15 protein-coding genes are annotated in these 15,646 nt (G+C 73.4%); 6 read left to right on the top strand and 9 right to left on the bottom strand.

The window, feature by feature from the left end:
* Window positions 1-75: 75 nt before the first annotated feature.
* Together WME82_RS34190 and WME82_RS34195 are read left to right on the top strand one after the other, a co-directional pair.
* Window positions 76-1,092 (top strand): isocitrate/isopropylmalate dehydrogenase family protein, encoded by a 1,017-nt coding sequence (locus tag WME82_RS34190; protein WP_438038724.1) that lies wholly within the window; start codon window positions 76-78, stop codon window positions 1,090-1,092.
* Window positions 1,093-1,117: 25 nt separating this feature from the next.
* Window positions 1,118-1,954 (top strand): hypothetical protein, encoded by an 837-nt coding sequence (locus WME82_RS34195; RefSeq protein ID WP_437740691.1) that lies wholly within the window; start codon window positions 1,118-1,120, stop codon window positions 1,952-1,954.
* Window positions 1,955-2,002: 48 nt separating this feature from the next.
* Here WME82_RS34195 and WME82_RS34200 read toward each other — a convergent pair whose 3' ends face one another.
* From WME82_RS34200 to WME82_RS34225, 6 genes are all read right to left on the bottom strand, one after another.
* The gene (locus WME82_RS34200; RefSeq protein WP_438038725.1) at window positions 2,003-2,713 is read right to left on the bottom strand and encodes a hypothetical protein; all 711 of its coding nucleotides are present in this window, start codon (window positions 2,711-2,713) and stop codon (window positions 2,003-2,005) included.
* Window positions 2,710-3,501: a Smr/MutS family protein gene (locus WME82_RS34205; protein WP_438038726.1), complete on the bottom strand. Its 792-nt coding sequence runs from the start codon at window positions 3,499-3,501 to the stop codon at window positions 2,710-2,712. Before WME82_RS34205 ends, WME82_RS34200 begins: the two co-directional genes overlap by 4 nt.
* On the bottom strand, window positions 3,494-3,871 hold the full coding sequence (locus WME82_RS34210) for a hypothetical protein (protein ID WP_438038727.1): 378 nt from the start codon (window positions 3,869-3,871) through the stop codon (window positions 3,494-3,496). Before WME82_RS34210 ends, WME82_RS34205 begins: the two co-directional genes overlap by 8 nt.
* Before the next feature lie 921 nt (window positions 3,872-4,792).
* On the bottom strand, window positions 4,793-6,001 hold the full coding sequence (locus WME82_RS34215) for a serine hydrolase domain-containing protein (RefSeq protein WP_438038728.1): 1,209 nt from the start codon (window positions 5,999-6,001) through the stop codon (window positions 4,793-4,795).
* Between the two features lie 175 nt (window positions 6,002-6,176).
* A complete protein-coding gene (locus tag WME82_RS34220; protein ID WP_438038729.1) occupies window positions 6,177-6,749 on the bottom strand; it encodes an NUDIX hydrolase in 573 nt (190 codons plus the stop codon).
* Window positions 6,750-6,761: 12 nt separating this feature from the next.
* Window positions 6,762-8,144 (bottom strand): YcbK family protein, encoded by a 1,383-nt coding sequence (locus tag WME82_RS34225; protein WP_438038730.1) that lies wholly within the window; start codon window positions 8,142-8,144, stop codon window positions 6,762-6,764.
* Between the two features lie 789 nt (window positions 8,145-8,933).
* Between WME82_RS34225 and WME82_RS34230 the strand changes: the two genes are divergently transcribed.
* The 4 genes from WME82_RS34230 to WME82_RS34245 all read left to right on the top strand — a co-directional run bounded on the left by WME82_RS34230 (window position 8,934) and on the right by WME82_RS34245 (window position 11,605).
* Window positions 8,934-9,617: a hypothetical protein gene (locus tag WME82_RS34230; protein WP_437851903.1), complete on the top strand. Its 684-nt coding sequence runs from the start codon at window positions 8,934-8,936 to the stop codon at window positions 9,615-9,617.
* Entirely contained in the window at window positions 9,614-10,087 is a 474-nt protein-coding gene (locus tag WME82_RS34235) for a hypothetical protein (RefSeq protein WP_437294268.1), read from the top strand. The genes WME82_RS34230 and WME82_RS34235 overlap by 4 nt, the downstream gene beginning before the upstream one ends.
* A gap of 2 nt (window positions 10,088-10,089) precedes the next feature.
* The gene (gene dtd / locus WME82_RS34240) at window positions 10,090-10,542 is read left to right on the top strand and encodes a D-aminoacyl-tRNA deacylase (protein WP_438038731.1); all 453 of its coding nucleotides are present in this window, start codon (window positions 10,090-10,092) and stop codon (window positions 10,540-10,542) included.
* Between the two features lie 70 nt (window positions 10,543-10,612).
* The gene (locus WME82_RS34245; RefSeq protein ID WP_438038732.1) at window positions 10,613-11,605 is read left to right on the top strand and encodes a ketopantoate reductase family protein; all 993 of its coding nucleotides are present in this window, start codon (window positions 10,613-10,615) and stop codon (window positions 11,603-11,605) included.
* A 52-nt stretch (window positions 11,606-11,657) separates the two neighbouring features.
* Here the strand turns inward: WME82_RS34245 and pdxA are convergent, their stop codons facing one another.
* The 3 genes from pdxA to WME82_RS34260 all read right to left on the bottom strand — a co-directional run bounded on the left by pdxA (window position 11,658) and on the right by WME82_RS34260 (window position 15,252).
* The gene (gene pdxA, locus WME82_RS34250) at window positions 11,658-12,761 is read right to left on the bottom strand and encodes a 4-hydroxythreonine-4-phosphate dehydrogenase PdxA (RefSeq protein ID WP_438038733.1); all 1,104 of its coding nucleotides are present in this window, start codon (window positions 12,759-12,761) and stop codon (window positions 11,658-11,660) included.
* On the bottom strand, window positions 12,758-13,603 hold the full coding sequence (locus tag WME82_RS34255; protein ID WP_438038734.1) for a winged helix-turn-helix domain-containing protein: 846 nt from the start codon (window positions 13,601-13,603) through the stop codon (window positions 12,758-12,760). The genes pdxA and WME82_RS34255 overlap by 4 nt, the downstream gene beginning before the upstream one ends.
* Before the next feature lie 203 nt (window positions 13,604-13,806).
* Complete coding sequence (locus tag WME82_RS34260) at window positions 13,807-15,252, bottom strand: TldD/PmbA family protein (protein WP_438038735.1); 1,446 nt, start codon at window positions 15,250-15,252, stop codon at window positions 13,807-13,809.
* Window positions 15,253-15,646: the final 394 nt, after the last annotated feature.

The raw sequence follows: 15,646 nt of genomic DNA on the forward strand, positions 1-15,646 counted from the left end.
CGCGTGTATGCGCCATCGCAACACAGGTGCGCTTGTCCATTGTTCCCGCCTGCGCACCTGCTAATGGGACGGCCCATGGCCTATCGCATCACGCTGATCCCGGGCGACGGCATCGGCCCGGAGGTGGTGACGGCGACTCAGGATGTGGTCTCCGCCGCCGGCGTCGCCGTCGACTGGGAGATCCACCACGCGGGCATCGAGGTCGCGAAGCTGACGGGCTCGCCGCTCCCCCTCCCCGTGATCGACGCCGTGCGGAAGAACCGGATCGCCCTGAAAGGCCCGGTGACGACGCCGATCGGGGGCGGGTTCCGCTCGGTCAACGTCACGCTCCGGCAGACGCTCGACCTCTACGCGAACGTGCGGCCGATCCGCAGCCTGCCGGGCGTCGACCCGCGGTTCGACGTCGACATGGTCATCGTGCGCGAGAACACCGAGGGGCTCTACGCCGGGCTCGAGCTCATGATCCTGCCCGGCGTGGCCCAGAGCATCAAGCTCACGACCGAGCGGGGCTCGACGCGCATCGCGGAGTTCGCGTTCCGGTACGCGAAGAAGCACGGCCGGAGCAAGGTGACGATCGTCCACAAGGCGAACATCATGAAGATCTCCGACGGCCTCGCGCTCGACTGCGCGCGGCGGGTGGCCGTGGGGCACCCCGAGATCCAGCTCGGCGAGATGATCGTCGACGCGGCGGCCATGACGATGGTCCGCGATCCGAACCGGCTCGGCGTGATCGTGACGGAGAACCTCTACGGCGACATCCTCTCGGACCTCGGGGCCGGCCTGGTCGGCGGGCTCGGGATCGTGCCCGGCGCGAACATCGGCGACAACGCGGCGGTCTTCGAGGCGGTGCACGGGTCGGCGCCGGACATCGCGGGCAAGGGCTACGCGAACCCGACGGCGCTCGTGCAGAGCGCCGTGATGATGCTGCGGCACCTCGGCGAGCACGACGCGGGCGATCGGATCGAGCGGGCGCTGACGACGCTCTACCGGGCCGGTGAGGTGCGCACGCGCGACCTCGGCGGCGCCGCGAGCACGAGCGACTTCACCCGGGCGCTCTGCGCCGAGATCGAAAGGCCTCGCGCGGAGGCCTAGCGGAGGGCATCCTGATCCCGCAGACGTGGGATCCGCCTTCACGTGGCTGCTCGAGTGGTGCGCCGAGCTCGTCGGCGCGACGGACGGGGCTGCCGGCGCCGCGGGCGACGACGCGAGGCGCCGGCGGCGGCTGCGGCTCTTCCTCGCGCTCTCGTCGCTCGTCGCGGCGAGCTGCTTCCTCAGCGAGATCTGGGGCGTGAAGGGCCTGCTCCCGGCCGCCCTGTTCTTCGCGCTCGCGGTGAAGGCGACGCGCGCCGTCCTCGACGCGCGCGCGTCGCTGTGGCGCGCCGCCGCGCTCGACCTCGAGGACCCGGCGCAGCGCCCGCGCGCCGGCGCGGATCCGTGGTTCTCGCCCCCGACGGCGAGGGTCCTGCGCGCGCTGGCCGCCGTGATCGACGCCGCGCGCCGCGAGCGCTACGCGGCCGCGCTGGAGCGGCTCCCGTCGGTCGATCGGGCCGCGCTCCGGCCCGACGAGGCGCGGCTGCTCGAAGCGGCCCGCGCGCTGCTCTCGCTGGGCCTCGGCGACCCGGCGCGCGCGGCGCAGCAGGCGATCGTCGCGCTGCCCACGGGGATCGACGCCATCGACGCGCGGCTCGGCCGCGTGGTGATCGCCGACGCGTGGAAGAGCCCCGCGCGGCTCGAGGCGATCGATCGCGCGTGGCGGCAGGAGCTCCAGGGCGGCGTGGCGTCCGAGGCGCTCGAGCGCCTCCTGTCGCTGTCGCGGCTGCGCCTCGCGCCGCACGCGGTGGAGGCGCTCCAGCCCGTCGAGGCGCGCGCTCTGTCGGCCGAGGCCTGGTCGATCGGCGAGGAGGAGCTCGCCGCGGCGCTCGAGTCCCGCGCGCGGAGCGGCGTCTACCGCTGAGCCGGCGGCTCACCGCGGCCGCTCACCGCGGCCGCTCACCGCGGCCGCTCACGGCGGCGGCTCGCGCGGCACGGCGGGCGCGATCTCGCGCAGCAGGCGGAGGCCGCCGAGCGAGATCTCGACCACCGCGGCGAGCCGCTCCGCCACGAGCTGCTCCGCCGAGGGCCCCGCGGCGCGCGTCTCCGCGACGAAGGCGAAGCAGCGCCGGCCGGAGCCGCCGAAGGCGACCGCGAAGCCGTCGATCGGGGCTCCCGGCGGGGTGTCGGCGACGCCGATCGCCACGACCGTGTCGAACCCCTCCGGCACGTCGATCCGGCGCTCGGCGGCGGTGAGGCCCTCGCCGGGGCGCGGCAGGTCGCGCCAGAGCCGCGCGCGCGCCTCGCACGCCGCGCGGCTCGCGCGGCCGTCCTCGCGCCAGGTGCGCACGAGCAGCGACGTCGACGAAGCGGCGTGGGTCGCGACGAGCCAGGGGCCCTCGCCGTCCTCGACGCGGAAGCCGCGCGCGTCGGGCAGGGGGAGCCGGAGATCGAAGCGATCCGAGCTGTATTCGCCGAGCTCGCCGTCGCCGAGCGTCGACGCCGCCTGCGCGGGCGTCGCGGGCCTCGGCGGCTCGGGCGGCGCGGCCGGGGCCGGGGCGCACGCGGGTACCAGGGCGAGCAGCGCGGCGGCCGGCGCGAGGGCGCGGCGCGGCGCGCGCGCCTTCGGCTGCGGCCCGTGCCCCGGCGCTCCTTCGGGCTCGGCGCGCGGCTCCGGCCTCATCGCGTGAGCAGCACGAGCAACGCGCCTGCGCCGCCCTCCGCGTCCGGGGCCGTCGCGAAGGCGGCGACGTGGCGGGCGACGCGGCCGTTGCTCAGCCAGGCGGCGATCTCGCCGCGGAGCACGGCGTGGCCGCCGGGCGAGTGGTTGCCCTTGCCGTGGACGATGGCGACGACGCGGTCGCCGTCGCGCTGGCGCTTGCACACGAACGCCTCGACGGCCTCGCGCGCCGCCTCGAGCCTCAGGCCGTGCAGATCGAGGGTGCCGTCGACGGCATAGCGGGCGCGGCGGAGCCGCCTGAGCTCGCGCGGATCGACGTCGAGGCGCCGGCCCTCGATGCGCTCGCTGTCGTCCGTGGTCTCGAACTTGATCCCCTCGATGACGAGCGAGCGCATGCGCGAGCGCGCGTCCTCGTCCGGATCGAACGCGATCGTCGGGAGCGCGGCCCGCTCGACGCGGCTGGCGGTGACCGGGATCCGGGTCGCGCGATCCTCGAGCACGCGGACGCCGGCCATGTAGATGGCGAAGGTCTCGGGGTCGACGGGCCGCGGCGCCGGCTCGGCGCCTGCCCGCGGCGCCGCGCCTGCGCCCGGGGGCGCGGGCGATCTCGCCTTGGGCTTCGCCTCGGTCGAGGCCGCCGTCGCCTTGGGCTTCGCCTCGGTCGAGGCCGCCGTCGCCTTGGGCTTCGCCTCGGTCGAGGCCGCCGTCGCCTTGGGCTTCGCCTCGGGCGCCGGCTTGGCCTTGTTCAGCTGCCGGAGCGTGGAGAACGGCTGATAGAACGCCTCATTCACCTTGCGCGCCGCCGCCTTCGCGGCTCGCTCCGGGCTGGCCGTCGTTCTCGTGTCTCTCTCGCGCTTCGCGCCCTTCGCCATCCCCCAGAACATCGCTCGCGAGGCCGCGGAGTGCAAACCGGACGGCTTCGATGCCGGCGAGCTGCCCGTCCTCGAAGTGCCAGTCGGGGTCGTCGAGGCCGGGGAAGTCGTGCGGGTTGCGGATGTCCTCGGCCGTGAGCGTGGGGATGAGGCGCCGCGCGAGGTCGATGACCTTGGCCCTCTGCGCTCTCTCCATGTCGGCGAGCAGCGCGAAGATGCGAGGGAAGAGCTCGGCGGGCGAGGGGGCGGCGGGCGGGGCGCCTGGGCGGCCCGCGTCGTGAGAGCGCATCGGGCGCAGCATACGCCATCGGGCCGGGCGCGCCGCGCGCCCCCGTCGCGGCGCGTCCGGCCGCGCGCGCGGAGCTCAGCCGCCTCCCGCGCGTGGCAGCCCGGGCTGCGGCGAGGTGGAGCGGGGCCTCCGCCGGCACCCCGAACGGCTCGTCAGGCGCGCAGGCGAGGGCGCGCCGTGACCGACGCCCCCGCCCTACGGTTTCCACGCCGCGCGGCGCGAGGAACGGGGACCCACCCGCCCCCGGCGCCGCTCCTGGATCGAGGTCAGCGAGGCTCTCCGAGGCGCATGATCGGCCCGGGGCGATCCTCTGCCGGCGTTGCCTCGGATCGCCCGGGGTCATGCGGCTGCCCGTATGGATGGAAGTCTCCGTACGGCCTGAAGGGTCTGACCGGCCGGAAGTGCCCATACGGCCTGAAGGGTCTGACCGGCCGGAAGTGCCCATACGGCCTGTGCGGCCAGAATGGCCTGAACGGCCGGAAATGCCCATGATATGGGGCATCATCCGGGGGAATCCTGGCGCCGGGGAAGTCCGAGCTCGTTGTCTCCTCGACGAGCACGAGATCTTGGATGGGCGTCGTGCTCCCCGCAGCAGCCATCTGCGCGGTGCCGAGCGCCATTCCGGACAGCGCCAGGGCCCCGAGCGCTTTGACCAGCTTCATCACGGAATCCTTTCACGATGCGAGCGTCTTGCCGGGCGTCATCCCGTGCGGGCTGCGTCCCTGGCGATGCAAGCGTGAGGCCCGTTCGCGGCGGACCGCTGGCGTCGCGAACGGCGGCGCGGGTTCCTGATAACCGTGGATCGGCGCCGCGCGCGCGCCTCGCACGCCGCGGGGCGTCTCGTGTGCGCGCGGTGGACAGCGACCGGCACCGGCCTGCGCGCGTGCGCGTCGATATCGACGCGACGGTCCCCTTCCCGGCTCAGGGCGTGATCAGGACACTCGACAGATCATCGACGATCCTGCCGACATCACCGCCCTCGAGATTGACGAGCACGGTGATAGAAGCATCCTTGTCGACCGCGTAATAAGACGACGACGTGAAGCCCCAGATACCGCCGTCGTGACCGACCTGGACGCCGAGCGGAGATTCCCGGCGCGACAGCCCGAGGCCGTACCCGGTGACCTCGCCGAGGGGCGCGTCGACCCACGCGGTCATCTCTTCGAGCTCGGCGGGGCCGAGCAGCGTGCCGTCGAGCACCTTGCGGTAGAAGCGCGTGAGGTCGCCCGTGGTCGAGACCAGCGCGCCCGCCGCGCCGGCCGCGGACGCGTCGATCGCGGAGGTCATCTCGACGAGCTCCCCTCGGCTCCGCCCGTAACCGTGCACGAGGCCGGGCAGGGCCTCCTCGGCGCCGTCGAGGTAGGTGTGCGCGAGCCCCGCCGGCTCGAGGACGCGGGCGCGGAGCAGCTCGCCGATGGGCTCTCCCGAGGCCGCTTCGACGATCAGGCCGGCGATGATGTAGTTCGTATTGGAGTAGGCGAAGCCGCGCCCTGGCTCGAAATACGGCGGCTTCGACGCCGCGAGCTCGATGAGCTCCGCGGGTGTCCACGTGCGCGTCGGATCGTCGAAGGCCGCGGTCCAGAACTCGTCGAGCGCCGTGTAGTCGAAGACGCCGCTCGTGTGGTTCAGGATCTGTCGCACGGAGATCTGCTCTCCGCGGGGGATACCGCCGACGTACGCCGAGACGGCGTCGTCGAGCGACAGCCGGCCTTCCGCGCGGAGCGTCAGCGCCAGCGTGGAAACGAAGGTCTTCGTGATGCTCCCTGCGCGGAAGAGATCGCCGGGCTGGATGTCCAGGTCGGCCTCGGTGTCCGCGACCCCCGAGGCGCCGAGCCAGCTGCACCCGCCGAGGTGCACGGCGGCGGCCGCGCCGGGGAGCCGCTGCGCATCCACGGCCGCGTCGAGCGCTCTCTGGAGCTCGACCGAGAGCTCGTCGCAGCCGGCGCCCGGCGTATCGTCCGAGCCGCCGAGTCCAGCGGCGGCGCTGCCGACTCCGACGCTCCCACGGCCCTCGTCGTCCGTGGTGGCCACCACGTCGCGCAGAGCGGGCGAGGAGCTCGTGCACCCCGCGAGCAGGACAACGCCGATACAAGAAGAGAAGAAGGCGGTCGGCCGAAGGACACGGCTCATCAATCGGGTCTCCATGGCTTCCCCGTGAGGTCCATTGCTGCGCTCCGCCGCGCCGCTCCCGATCTCCAGGGGCGGCCCGCGAAGGACGGGCATCAAGACGCGACGGGTCCGACCGTGTCAACCGGCCCGCAAAGATGCGGGTGCTCTCGCTCACGCAGGACGTCGATAACGCAGCTTATGGCGTGAGTCGGCAGACAGGCCGTTCCCACGAATCATGCGCGACGGCGAGCGCCCGCAGCAAGGTGATCACGGCGATCGAGTGGCTGATCCGGCCGTCCTGCATCGCCGCCCTCACGTCATCTGCGCTCATCACGACCGCTTCCGTGCTCTCGTGCTCGTCACCCTCGGGCTCGCCGACCCGCCGCGCGCCGCGGGCCAGGTAGAGGAAGCAGCGGTTCGCCTGGAGCGCAGGATTCGGGTGCACCCACCCGAGCGTCTCGAGCGACTCCACAGCATACCCCGTCTCCTCCAGGAGCTCGCGCGGCGCAGCGGCCGCCGGCTCTTCCCCTGGATCGACGAGGCCGCCAGCCGTCTCGATGGTCACCGCGTCGACCCCGTGCCGGTACTGCCGCACCAGGACGAACTGACCTTCATCCGTGATCGCGGCCACCGAGATCCAGTCGGCGAGCTCCAGCGTGAAGGCAGGATAAGACGCGCCCGCGGCCATGACTTCATGGCGATGGATCGCGAGCGGACCGAACGTACCGGCGAGCGCCGAGGCGTGCCGGCGAGGAATCGTGATACCCATCCCGCCTCACTACTACGGCGTGCCTCTCGCCGCCTTCTCCGGCACCGCTCCTGTCTTCTCCGTCACCGCTCCCGCCTTCGCCTGCGTCGTGCTCGCCGTCTCCGACGCTCCCGCCTTCGCCTGCGTCGTGCTCGCCGTCTCCGGCGCCGCGCTCGCCGTCTCCGGCGCCGCGCTCGCCTTGTCCGGCGCAGGGCCCGCCATCTTCTCCGGCGCCGTGCTCGCAGACCTGTCGCGGCGCTCCCGCCGGAGCACCTCCTCCGCGTCCTCGCCGGGCATCCGCTCGGTCGCCCCTCGCTCTTCGTCCTGTGGCGGCGGCCACGCGGTCACATAGCGGGGTGCCTCGCCGGGTCCGGACGCATCGATCCACGAGACGCTCCCCGTCCCTGGCGCGCGCACGTCGACGTGCACGAACGAGCTGTTCGGATAATACCCGCAGCCCGTGTCGGCGAGCGCGCGGCAGGCGGCGGCGAGCTCATCGTTCCGCACCCCGGCGATGCGCAGATCGAGCGCCCGGCCCGTCTGGTGCAGGCTGCCCTGGCTCTGCGGCCGGTACCCGCTCACGAGCGACACGAGCCGGCCCGGGTACCGCCGCGCCAGCGCGTCGATGCGGGAGAGCAGCCCGGGATCGAGCAGCCGTACGCCGGGCGCGATCTCCCCTCCCTGCACCCAGCTCGCCCTGCTCCCGGCGGCTCGCGGCGCATCGCCGGCGCGCCGCCCCTTGCGGCCCGCCGCTTCCGGCCTCCGCGCGGGCGCGCCCTCGTCGGACAGGATGGGCCGCGGCGTGCCCCACGGGCGCGCAAGCAAGGAGAGGGCGCGCCGGGCCTCCTCGCGCGGCTTCCCCTTGCAGTCGACCAGCTCGAGGCGCTCGGGCTCCAACCCGCTGCGATCCATCGACAGCACCGGTCCGTGGCACGGCTTCGGAGGCGCCTCCCGCTCCACCCCCTTCTTCGCCCCGCGCCGCTTGCTCTCGGCCGTGCGCGCCGCCCGCCTCTTCTCCTTCTTCCTCTCGCCGCCCGCCTTCTTCTTGGCGACCACCTTTTTCCCGCCGCCCGCCTTCGCCGAGCCGCCCGCGTTTTCCTCCGCGTCTGCAGCCGCGTGCGGCGCCTCCCTGCGGGTACGAGCCCTCCCCCTCCGGTCCCCCGCCGCGCTCGTCTTCTCGTCACCGGTCGCCGCCGAGGCGCTCTTCGCGCGACGATCGGGCGGGCTCTCCCGCGTCTTCGTTCGCGGAGCTTGCTCCGCGCCTGCGGGGCTCGCCGGCGCGCGGTCCCGACGGGCCTGTTCGCTCTCCTCTTCCCCCGATTCCCCGGACCTCTCGGCAGCAGCGTGCGCCCTGGGCAGCGGCTCCGCGAAGACGGGCCCCGCCAGGATCGCCGGCACCGCGATGCTCACCAGCACCGAGAGCGCGGCCGCGCGAGCACGCCTCAGGCGCGCACGCGGCTCCCCCCTGCGCACAGCTCCCCCTGTGTCCCGCGGCGCCGCGCCTTCACTGCTCACGGATCGAAGGCTCATCATGGAAAGCTCCAGTCGGGTCGGGTGCGAGTGCCATCCGCCAAGGAGCGGATCTCCCAGACGCGGCGTCGCCGCCCGTCCGCAGGATGTGGGATTGGGAAGGGCAGTCAGCGGTCCGCTTCTTGAATCGACCTGGGACGAGACCGGCAACCTCGAAACAGCGTCTCCGAGACGCCCCTCGCGGAAGCTCGCAAGCTCGGAAGGCAACCTCGGAAGGGAGACTCGGAAGGCAAGCTCAGAAGGGACCGAACCCTGAGGACAGGAATGGCATGAAGTGCGGAGGGCAGCCCAATTTTCTGCGGCGCTGACCAAAGGCTGTGGTAGGAACCCAGCTGCCTCGCGACTGCGGTCGGGTCGTGAGCGCGGCTCCGGGGTGCATGGGGGCAGAGCCCCTCGTCACGCGGTCCGCGGTCGGGTATCGCCCGGCGCACCACGCACTGCGGCGTGGCCCTACCTTCACGATCAACGCAGCCAGCGTGATCAGCGCGGAGATAGGCGTCGCGTCCCTTGCGCAACATCGTCCGGGCCATCGCGGATCGCGGGGGAAGCGCCCGGCCCAACACGCACCAGCCTCATTCACCACAACATCGATGCAAGCGGGGCGCCACACGCGGGATGCGGAAGCCGAACCCGGTGGCGCGTCCATGATCGCTCCGAGGTCACCAGGGGCACGACATGCGGCGAATTCGTAGAGACGCAACCAAGGTCTGGCACAATCCCGAGCTCCACACGGCCTATGGCCCTGGTCAGCCGAACAGCGCGGGGCTGCCGCGTCCGACGCAGAGCGGCGAGGACCGGCGGGCAGCCAAGCAACACCGCGCCGCGCTCGAGGCGCTTTTCTCTCCGCGCAAGGAGCCGGAGGCAGAGGACAGCAAGGGCGGGCGCGTCAAGTCCGGACGCGACGCCGCGTCCAAGGCGCCGGGGCGCATCGTCCTCGCGCCGCCTCCGCAGAGCGACCCGAAGGCCGTCGAGCGCCAGCGGCTCCTGTCGAAGCTGCTCTGCGCGTCGGGCCGGCCCAACATCTCCAAGGCCGCGAACGAGTTCCTCCGCGCCGGCCACGCCTTCCCCGCGGAGCAGGACGTGTACCTGCAGCTGCTCGAGCACAGCGACGAGCAGCGCATCCAGGAGGCGATCGACGAGCTCGCGGGCATCCTCGTCGGCGAGCTGCCGAAGCGTCGCGCCGTGCTCGAGTCGCGGCTCCGCCGCATCGAGGAGTTCGCGGAGGAGCCCGCGACGCGCGAGGCCGCCGAGCGGCTGCGCCGCCAGGTGAGCGGCAGGCCCGAGGCCCCGGCCGCGGACGGCGCGGCCCGGGGCGGCGCGGGCGGGGGCGTCTCCGAAGCGAGCGGCGAGGCGGAATGACGCGCGCGGAATTCGAGGCCGAGCTCCGCAAGCTGATCCAGGCGTTCGAGACGGGCACCGGCAACGAGCGGTGCGTCGCGTGCGTCTCGTGCGAGCGCTGCGTCGACTGCACGTTCTGCCGCAACTCGAAGGCGCTGCAGCGGTGCCACTACTGCGTCGACACCCAGCGCTCCTCGGACAGCACGCACTGCCGCGGCTGCCGCGATCTCATCGCGTGCAGCCACTGCGTCGCGTCCGAGCGGTGCACGCAGTCGTCGTACCTCGTGCGCTCGGTCGACTGCACCGGCTGCACCTACTGCTTCGGCTGCGTGGGCCTCGTGCGGAAGGACTTCCACATCCTCAACCAGCCTTACGATCGCAGCACCTACTTCAAGCTCACGGCCAAGCTGATGCGCGAGCTCGGGCTGAGCGCGGGCACCGGGGCGGAGCCCGCCGCCGCGCCGAGTCGGAGCGCGGCCGCGCAGCGCTAGCGATGCGCGCGGTCGTTCAACGCGCGCTCGGCGCGCGCGTCGAGGTCGGAGGCCAGGTGGTCGGCGCGATCGAGCGCGGCCTCGTCGCCTTCGTCGGCGCCGCGAAGGACGATGACGACGCCGACGCCGACCACGTCGCGAGCAAGCTCGCGGGCCTCCGGGTGTTCAGCGACGACGCCGGCAAGATGTCGCGGGCGCTCGCGGACGTGCGCGGCGGCGGCGTGCTCGCGATCAGCCAGTTCACGCTCTTCGGGGACGTCCGGCGCGGCCTGAGGCCGAGCTTCGACGGCGCCATGGAGCCCGTGCGCGCCGAGGCGCTGTACGATCGCTTCGTCGCCGCCTTGCGGGCCCGCGGCCTCACGGTGGCCACGGGCCGCTTCCGCGCCGACATGCGCGTGTTCGTCGAGAACGACGGCCCGGTCACCATCCTCATCGATTCGAAGCGGACGTTCTGAGGGATCTGCCGCGATCGGCGGCGACGGCCACCCCCTTTTCCCCGAGCGCCGCGCAGGCTACGGGGGAGCCATGCGGGTCACCATCGTGGGCGCGGGGGCGCTCGGGCGGATCTACGGCGTGCGCCTCGCCACCCAGGGAGACGACGTCACGTTCGTGGTCCGGCCCGAGCGCGCCGGCGACGTACGGCCGTTCGTGGTCGAGCAGGTGAACGGCGCCGATCGACGCGACACGCTCGATCGCCCGCGCCTCGCGGCCGAGATCCCGGCCGACGCGGACGTCGTCCTGATCACCGTGCGCTTCGATCAGCTCGTCCCGCGCGCTGACCTCGGCGGCGCCGCGCAGCGCGCCGCGGAGGGCAGGTCGGTGGCGGATCTGCTCCGCGGCGGCCCGGCCGCGCCCGCCGTGGTGCTCACGCCGCTCCTGCCCAGGGAGCGCGCCGACCTCGAGGAGGCCGCCCAGCGCCGCATCACCCCCGCGATGCCGGGCGTCTCGGGCTACCTCGACGAGCGCGGCGTGGTCCGCGCCTGGATCACCGAGCTCGCGCCCACGCTCATCGACGAAGAGGGAGGCGCCCCCGCGGAGCGACCGCCGCTCGAGGAGCTCGCGCGCCGCCTCACGAGCGCCGGTGTCCCGGCGCGGCTCGAGCCCGACGTGGGCGCGCAGAACGTGGCCACCACGACCGCGTTCTTCCCGCTGATCGCCGCCATCGACGCGGGCGGCGGCGCGAGCGCCCTCCTCGAGAACGACGGCGTGCTCCGCACCGTGATCGAGGCCACCAGGGAGTCCGTGGCGCTCGCGGACCGGCTGGGCAAGGTGGCCCCGTGGACGAAGCTCCTCCTCCGGTTCATCGGTCCGCTCACGCTCAAGCCGGGCGTCGCGCTCGTGCGCCTGCTGGCCCCGGAGTTCTTGCGGTTCCTCGACGTGCATTTCGGCCCCAAGCTCCACGCGCAGCACCTCGCGATGGGCGCCACCGTCCTCGAGATGGGCCGAGAGCGCGGCGTGAGCATGCCGGCGCTCGAGCGGCTGCTCGCGCACCTCGGCGGCCGCCCACGGGCGCGCTGAGCCGCGGCCTCCTGCGCGCGTCGGCGTGCCGCGGCGTCGGCGTGTCGCGGCGTCAGCGCGCGCGCGCGGCCGCGAGCTGCGCCGCGAGCACGATCGCCTCGCGCATGCCGCGCGGGTCGGCGCGCCCCGTTCCCGCGAGATCGTACGCGGTGCCGTGGTCGACGCTCGTGCGCACGATCGGCAGGCCGAGCGTGACGTTCACGGCCTCGCCGAAGCCCAGGAGCTTGCTCGGGATCGTCGCCTGGTCGTGGTACATGGCGACGACCCCGTCGAGCGCGCCGCGCGCCGCGAGGCGGAACGCCGTCTCCGCGCCGACGGGCCCGGTCAGCTCCGCCGCCGGGCCCGAGCGCGAAAGCCGCCGCGCCGCGAGGCGGATCCCCGGCGTGATCCGCACCTGCTCTTCGTCGCCGAGGAGCCCGCCTTCGCCTGCGTGCGGGTTGAGCGCGGCGACGGCCACGCGCGGCCTCTCGCGGCCGAGATCGCCGAGCAGCCGCGCGAGCCACACCGCGGCGCGCGCCACCTCGCGCGGGCTCACCGCGTCCGGCACCTCGCGCAGCGGCACGTGGGTCGTCACGAGGGCGGTCACGAGCTTGCCCGAGGCGAAGGCCATCGTGACCTCGCGCGCGCGGAGCCGCCGGCCCAGGTGCTCGGTGTGCCCGAGGAAGTCCGCGGACCCCGGCGCGCCGCTCGTGGCGATCGCGTGCTTCGACGCGGGCCCCGTGACCAGCGCCGCAGCGACGCCATCGCGGACCAGATCCGTCGCCGCGTCGATCCAAGCGAGCTGCGCCGCGCCGTCCTCGGCCTCGGGCCGACCGAACGCGCTCGGCCGCGAGAGCCGCGCGCTGCCCGCCCAGAGCCCGATCGAGCCGGGCGCGAGCTCCTCGACGGCGGCGCGCCCATCGACGACGACGAGCCGGCGGGCCGCGACCCGGACGAGCTTCGCTGCCCGCCGGATGATCGCCTCATCGCCGACGAGCACGCAGCGCGCGCCCTCGACGGACGCCGCGCCGGCCACGGCCACCTCGGGGCCCACCCCGCTGGGGCACCCGACGCTGATCGCGATAATCGGCGGCCCGGCGGGGCGCGAGCGACCGCCGCCGCGCGCCGCACCGGCGGCGGTCGTTCGCGCGCCGCCGCGGCGAACCGGCGACGTCATCGGGTGATGCGCCGCTCGCGCCCGGGCGGCGTGGCGTCGTTGGCCGAGGACGCCGATCGCCCCTTGGCCTGCGCGGCCTCCTCGTCGTCGCCGTCCTCGTCCTCGTCGCCCTCGTCGTCGCTGTCCTCGTCCTCGTCCTCGTCCTCGTCGCGCAGCTCTCCGCGCTCGTCGCCCTGGGCCTCCTCGCCGGCCCCGCTCCGCTGGAGCGCCCTGCTCGCATCGCCGCCCTCGGGACCACCGGCGCCGGGGATCGGCGACTCGAGGCGGTACCCGGCCCCGCGCAGCGTGACGAGCGGCAGCGCCGCGCCGAGCTTCGCCCGGAGACGCCTCACGTGGATGTCGACGGTCCGCGCGCCGCCCTCGTACTGGCTGCCCCAGACACGGCGAAGAAGCTCTGTCCGCGACACAACTTTTCCGCGGCGCTCACACACGTACGAGAGCAGCGCGAACTCCTTCGCGGTGAGCGGCACGTGCATGCCGCCGACCGAGACGTCGTGGGCCGCGCGATCGATGACGATCGCGCCCACCTTCACCCGCTCCTCGGTCGCGAACTCGCTGCGGCGCCACTCGACGAGGCGCACGCGCGCATAGAGCTCGGCGGGCACGTACGGCACGAGCAGGAAGTCATCGAAGCCGCTGGACGGCTCGATCCGCGCGATCTGCGCGACGCTCACGGCGACCAGCGCGCCGACCTCCTCGAGGCGCGGCTCGCGGCGCAGCGCGCGCAGCGCCGCGGCGGCCAGGTCCGGCCTGTCGAGCGCCTCGACGACGATCGCCCGCGCCTTGCTCTCGTCGTCGTGGAAGAGCCGCGGTGGATCATCCCAGAGATCCAGGGTTCGCACGTCAGCGCCCAGCGAGCGCAAGACCGATGCGGCACCCTCGTCGCGCTCCAGATCCGGTCCGTGTCCAACGATGGCTATGAACGAGCGACGCGCCATGAACGCCCCGTATACGGGTGTCACGACGGGCCGGCAAGACGCACCGCGCTAAACCCACCAATACCGCTGCGGGGCTTACCTTCCGCCTGGCGTTCCAGCCTTGAAAATCAGCCGATCCGCGTTCCGCCGACCGTGATGAGATCGATCTTGATTGTGGGGCACCCAACACCTACGGGGACGCTCTGTCCGTCCTTGCCGCACGTCCAGATGCCGTCGGAGACGGCGACGTCGTGGCCGAGCATGGTGACGCGCCGGAGCACCTCGGGGCCGTTGCCGATGAGGTTCACGCCCTTGAGGGGCGCGGTCAGCTTGCCGTCCTCGATGAGGTAGCTCTCGGTCAGAGAGAACACGAAATCGCCGTTCGAGATGTCGACCTGGCCGCCGCCGAACTTCTTCGCGAAGACGCCTCGCTTCACGGACCTCACGATCTCCTCGGGATCATGCGGGCCCGCGAGCAGGATGGTGTTCGTCATCCTGGGCATCGGCGCGGCGGCGAAGCTCTCGCGCCGCCCGTTGCCGGTCGGCGTGAGCCCGAAGTGCCGGGCCGAGAGCCGGTCGTGCATGTACCCGACGAGCTTGCCGTTCTCGATGAGCGTGCTGCGCTCGGGCTCGTGGCCCTCGTCGTCCACGTTGATCGTGCCGCGCGACTGGAGGAGCGTGGCGTCGTCCACCACCGTGCAGAGCGAGCTCGCGACGTCCTTGCCGATCTGTCCCGCGTAGTTGCTGGTCCCCTTGCGGTTGAAGTCCGCCTCGAGCCCGTGCCCCACCGCCTCGTGGAGCAGGATGCCGCTGTCGCCCGGGGCGAGCACGACGTTCATCTCGCCGGCGGGCGCGTCGCGGGCGTCGAGCATCGCCACCGCCTGCCGCGCGGCCTCCTCGGCGTGCCACTCCGGCGACTTGCCCTCGAAGTAGGCCGTCGTCATGCGCCCGCCGCCGCCGCTCGAGCCTTCCTGGCGCTTTCCGCCGCGCTCGGCGAGCGCGCGAACGCCGAAGCGGATGAGCGGCTGGACGTCGTGCGCCATCCGCCCGTCGCTCGTGGCCACGAGGACCTCGCGCACCTCCTCGACGAAGCTCGCCTCCGCCTTGACGATGCTGGGATCGTAGGCGAGCGCCGCGGCGCTCGCGCGCTCGAGCAGCGCGCGCTTCGCGAGCCCGGGGGCGTCGAGCGAGATGCTGGGCAGCTCGTAGCGGGTCGGCAGCTCGCGGCGCCTGAGCTCGATCTTCTCCTTGCCGCCCGAGCCCGTCGCGATCTGCGCCGCCGTCTCGGCCGCGCGCCGCATCGCCTCCCAGGTGAGGTCCTCCGTGTACGCGTACCCGGTCGCGTCTCCTCGCTGGACGCGGACGCCGACCCCCATCGACACCCCACGCGAGGCCGCCTTGAGGATCCCCTCGTCGAAGGTGAACCCGCCTCCGGCGCGGTACTCGAAGAAGAGGTCAGCGTAATCACCTCCCTTGGACAGGGCGACCGAGAGGAGCCGCTCGCAAAGCGCGGCGTCGACGGCATTTTCCTCTCCAGGAGCGAACGGGGCACGGTAGGCCTGGCTGCGCGACATGGTGCCCAACTCTAGGTCCATTCGCCTGGACGGTCGAGAAACGGCGGCGCTCCGGTGCGCCCTCCCGCCGACGCCCGCGCTCGGCCCCGGCGGCGGCCGAGCTCGCGACCTACCCCCCTGCCCTCTCATCCGGCGCGGCGCGCATACATCGCCCGCGCGGCACGGGCACGCCGCGACCCCGCGCCCCCGGCGATCGCCGGGTCGCGCGACCTCCAGCGAGGCGGCCGCGGGTCGCGGAAGATCGCACGAAATGTGCAACAAGGCCGCTCGACTGCTAGGCTTAACGCTGTCTTCGCGGGAATGGCGGCGCTCGCCACCTTCCCCGCGATCTTCGCGAATCCCCGGCCGTTCAGCGCGTTCCTACAGGGTAGGGCGCGCTCTTCGACGCGCCTCG

The organism is Sorangium sp. So ce128 (genome assembly GCF_051525245.1).
GTDB classification, from domain to species: Bacteria; Myxococcota_A; Polyangia; order Polyangiales; family Polyangiaceae; genus Sorangium; species Sorangium cellulosum_B.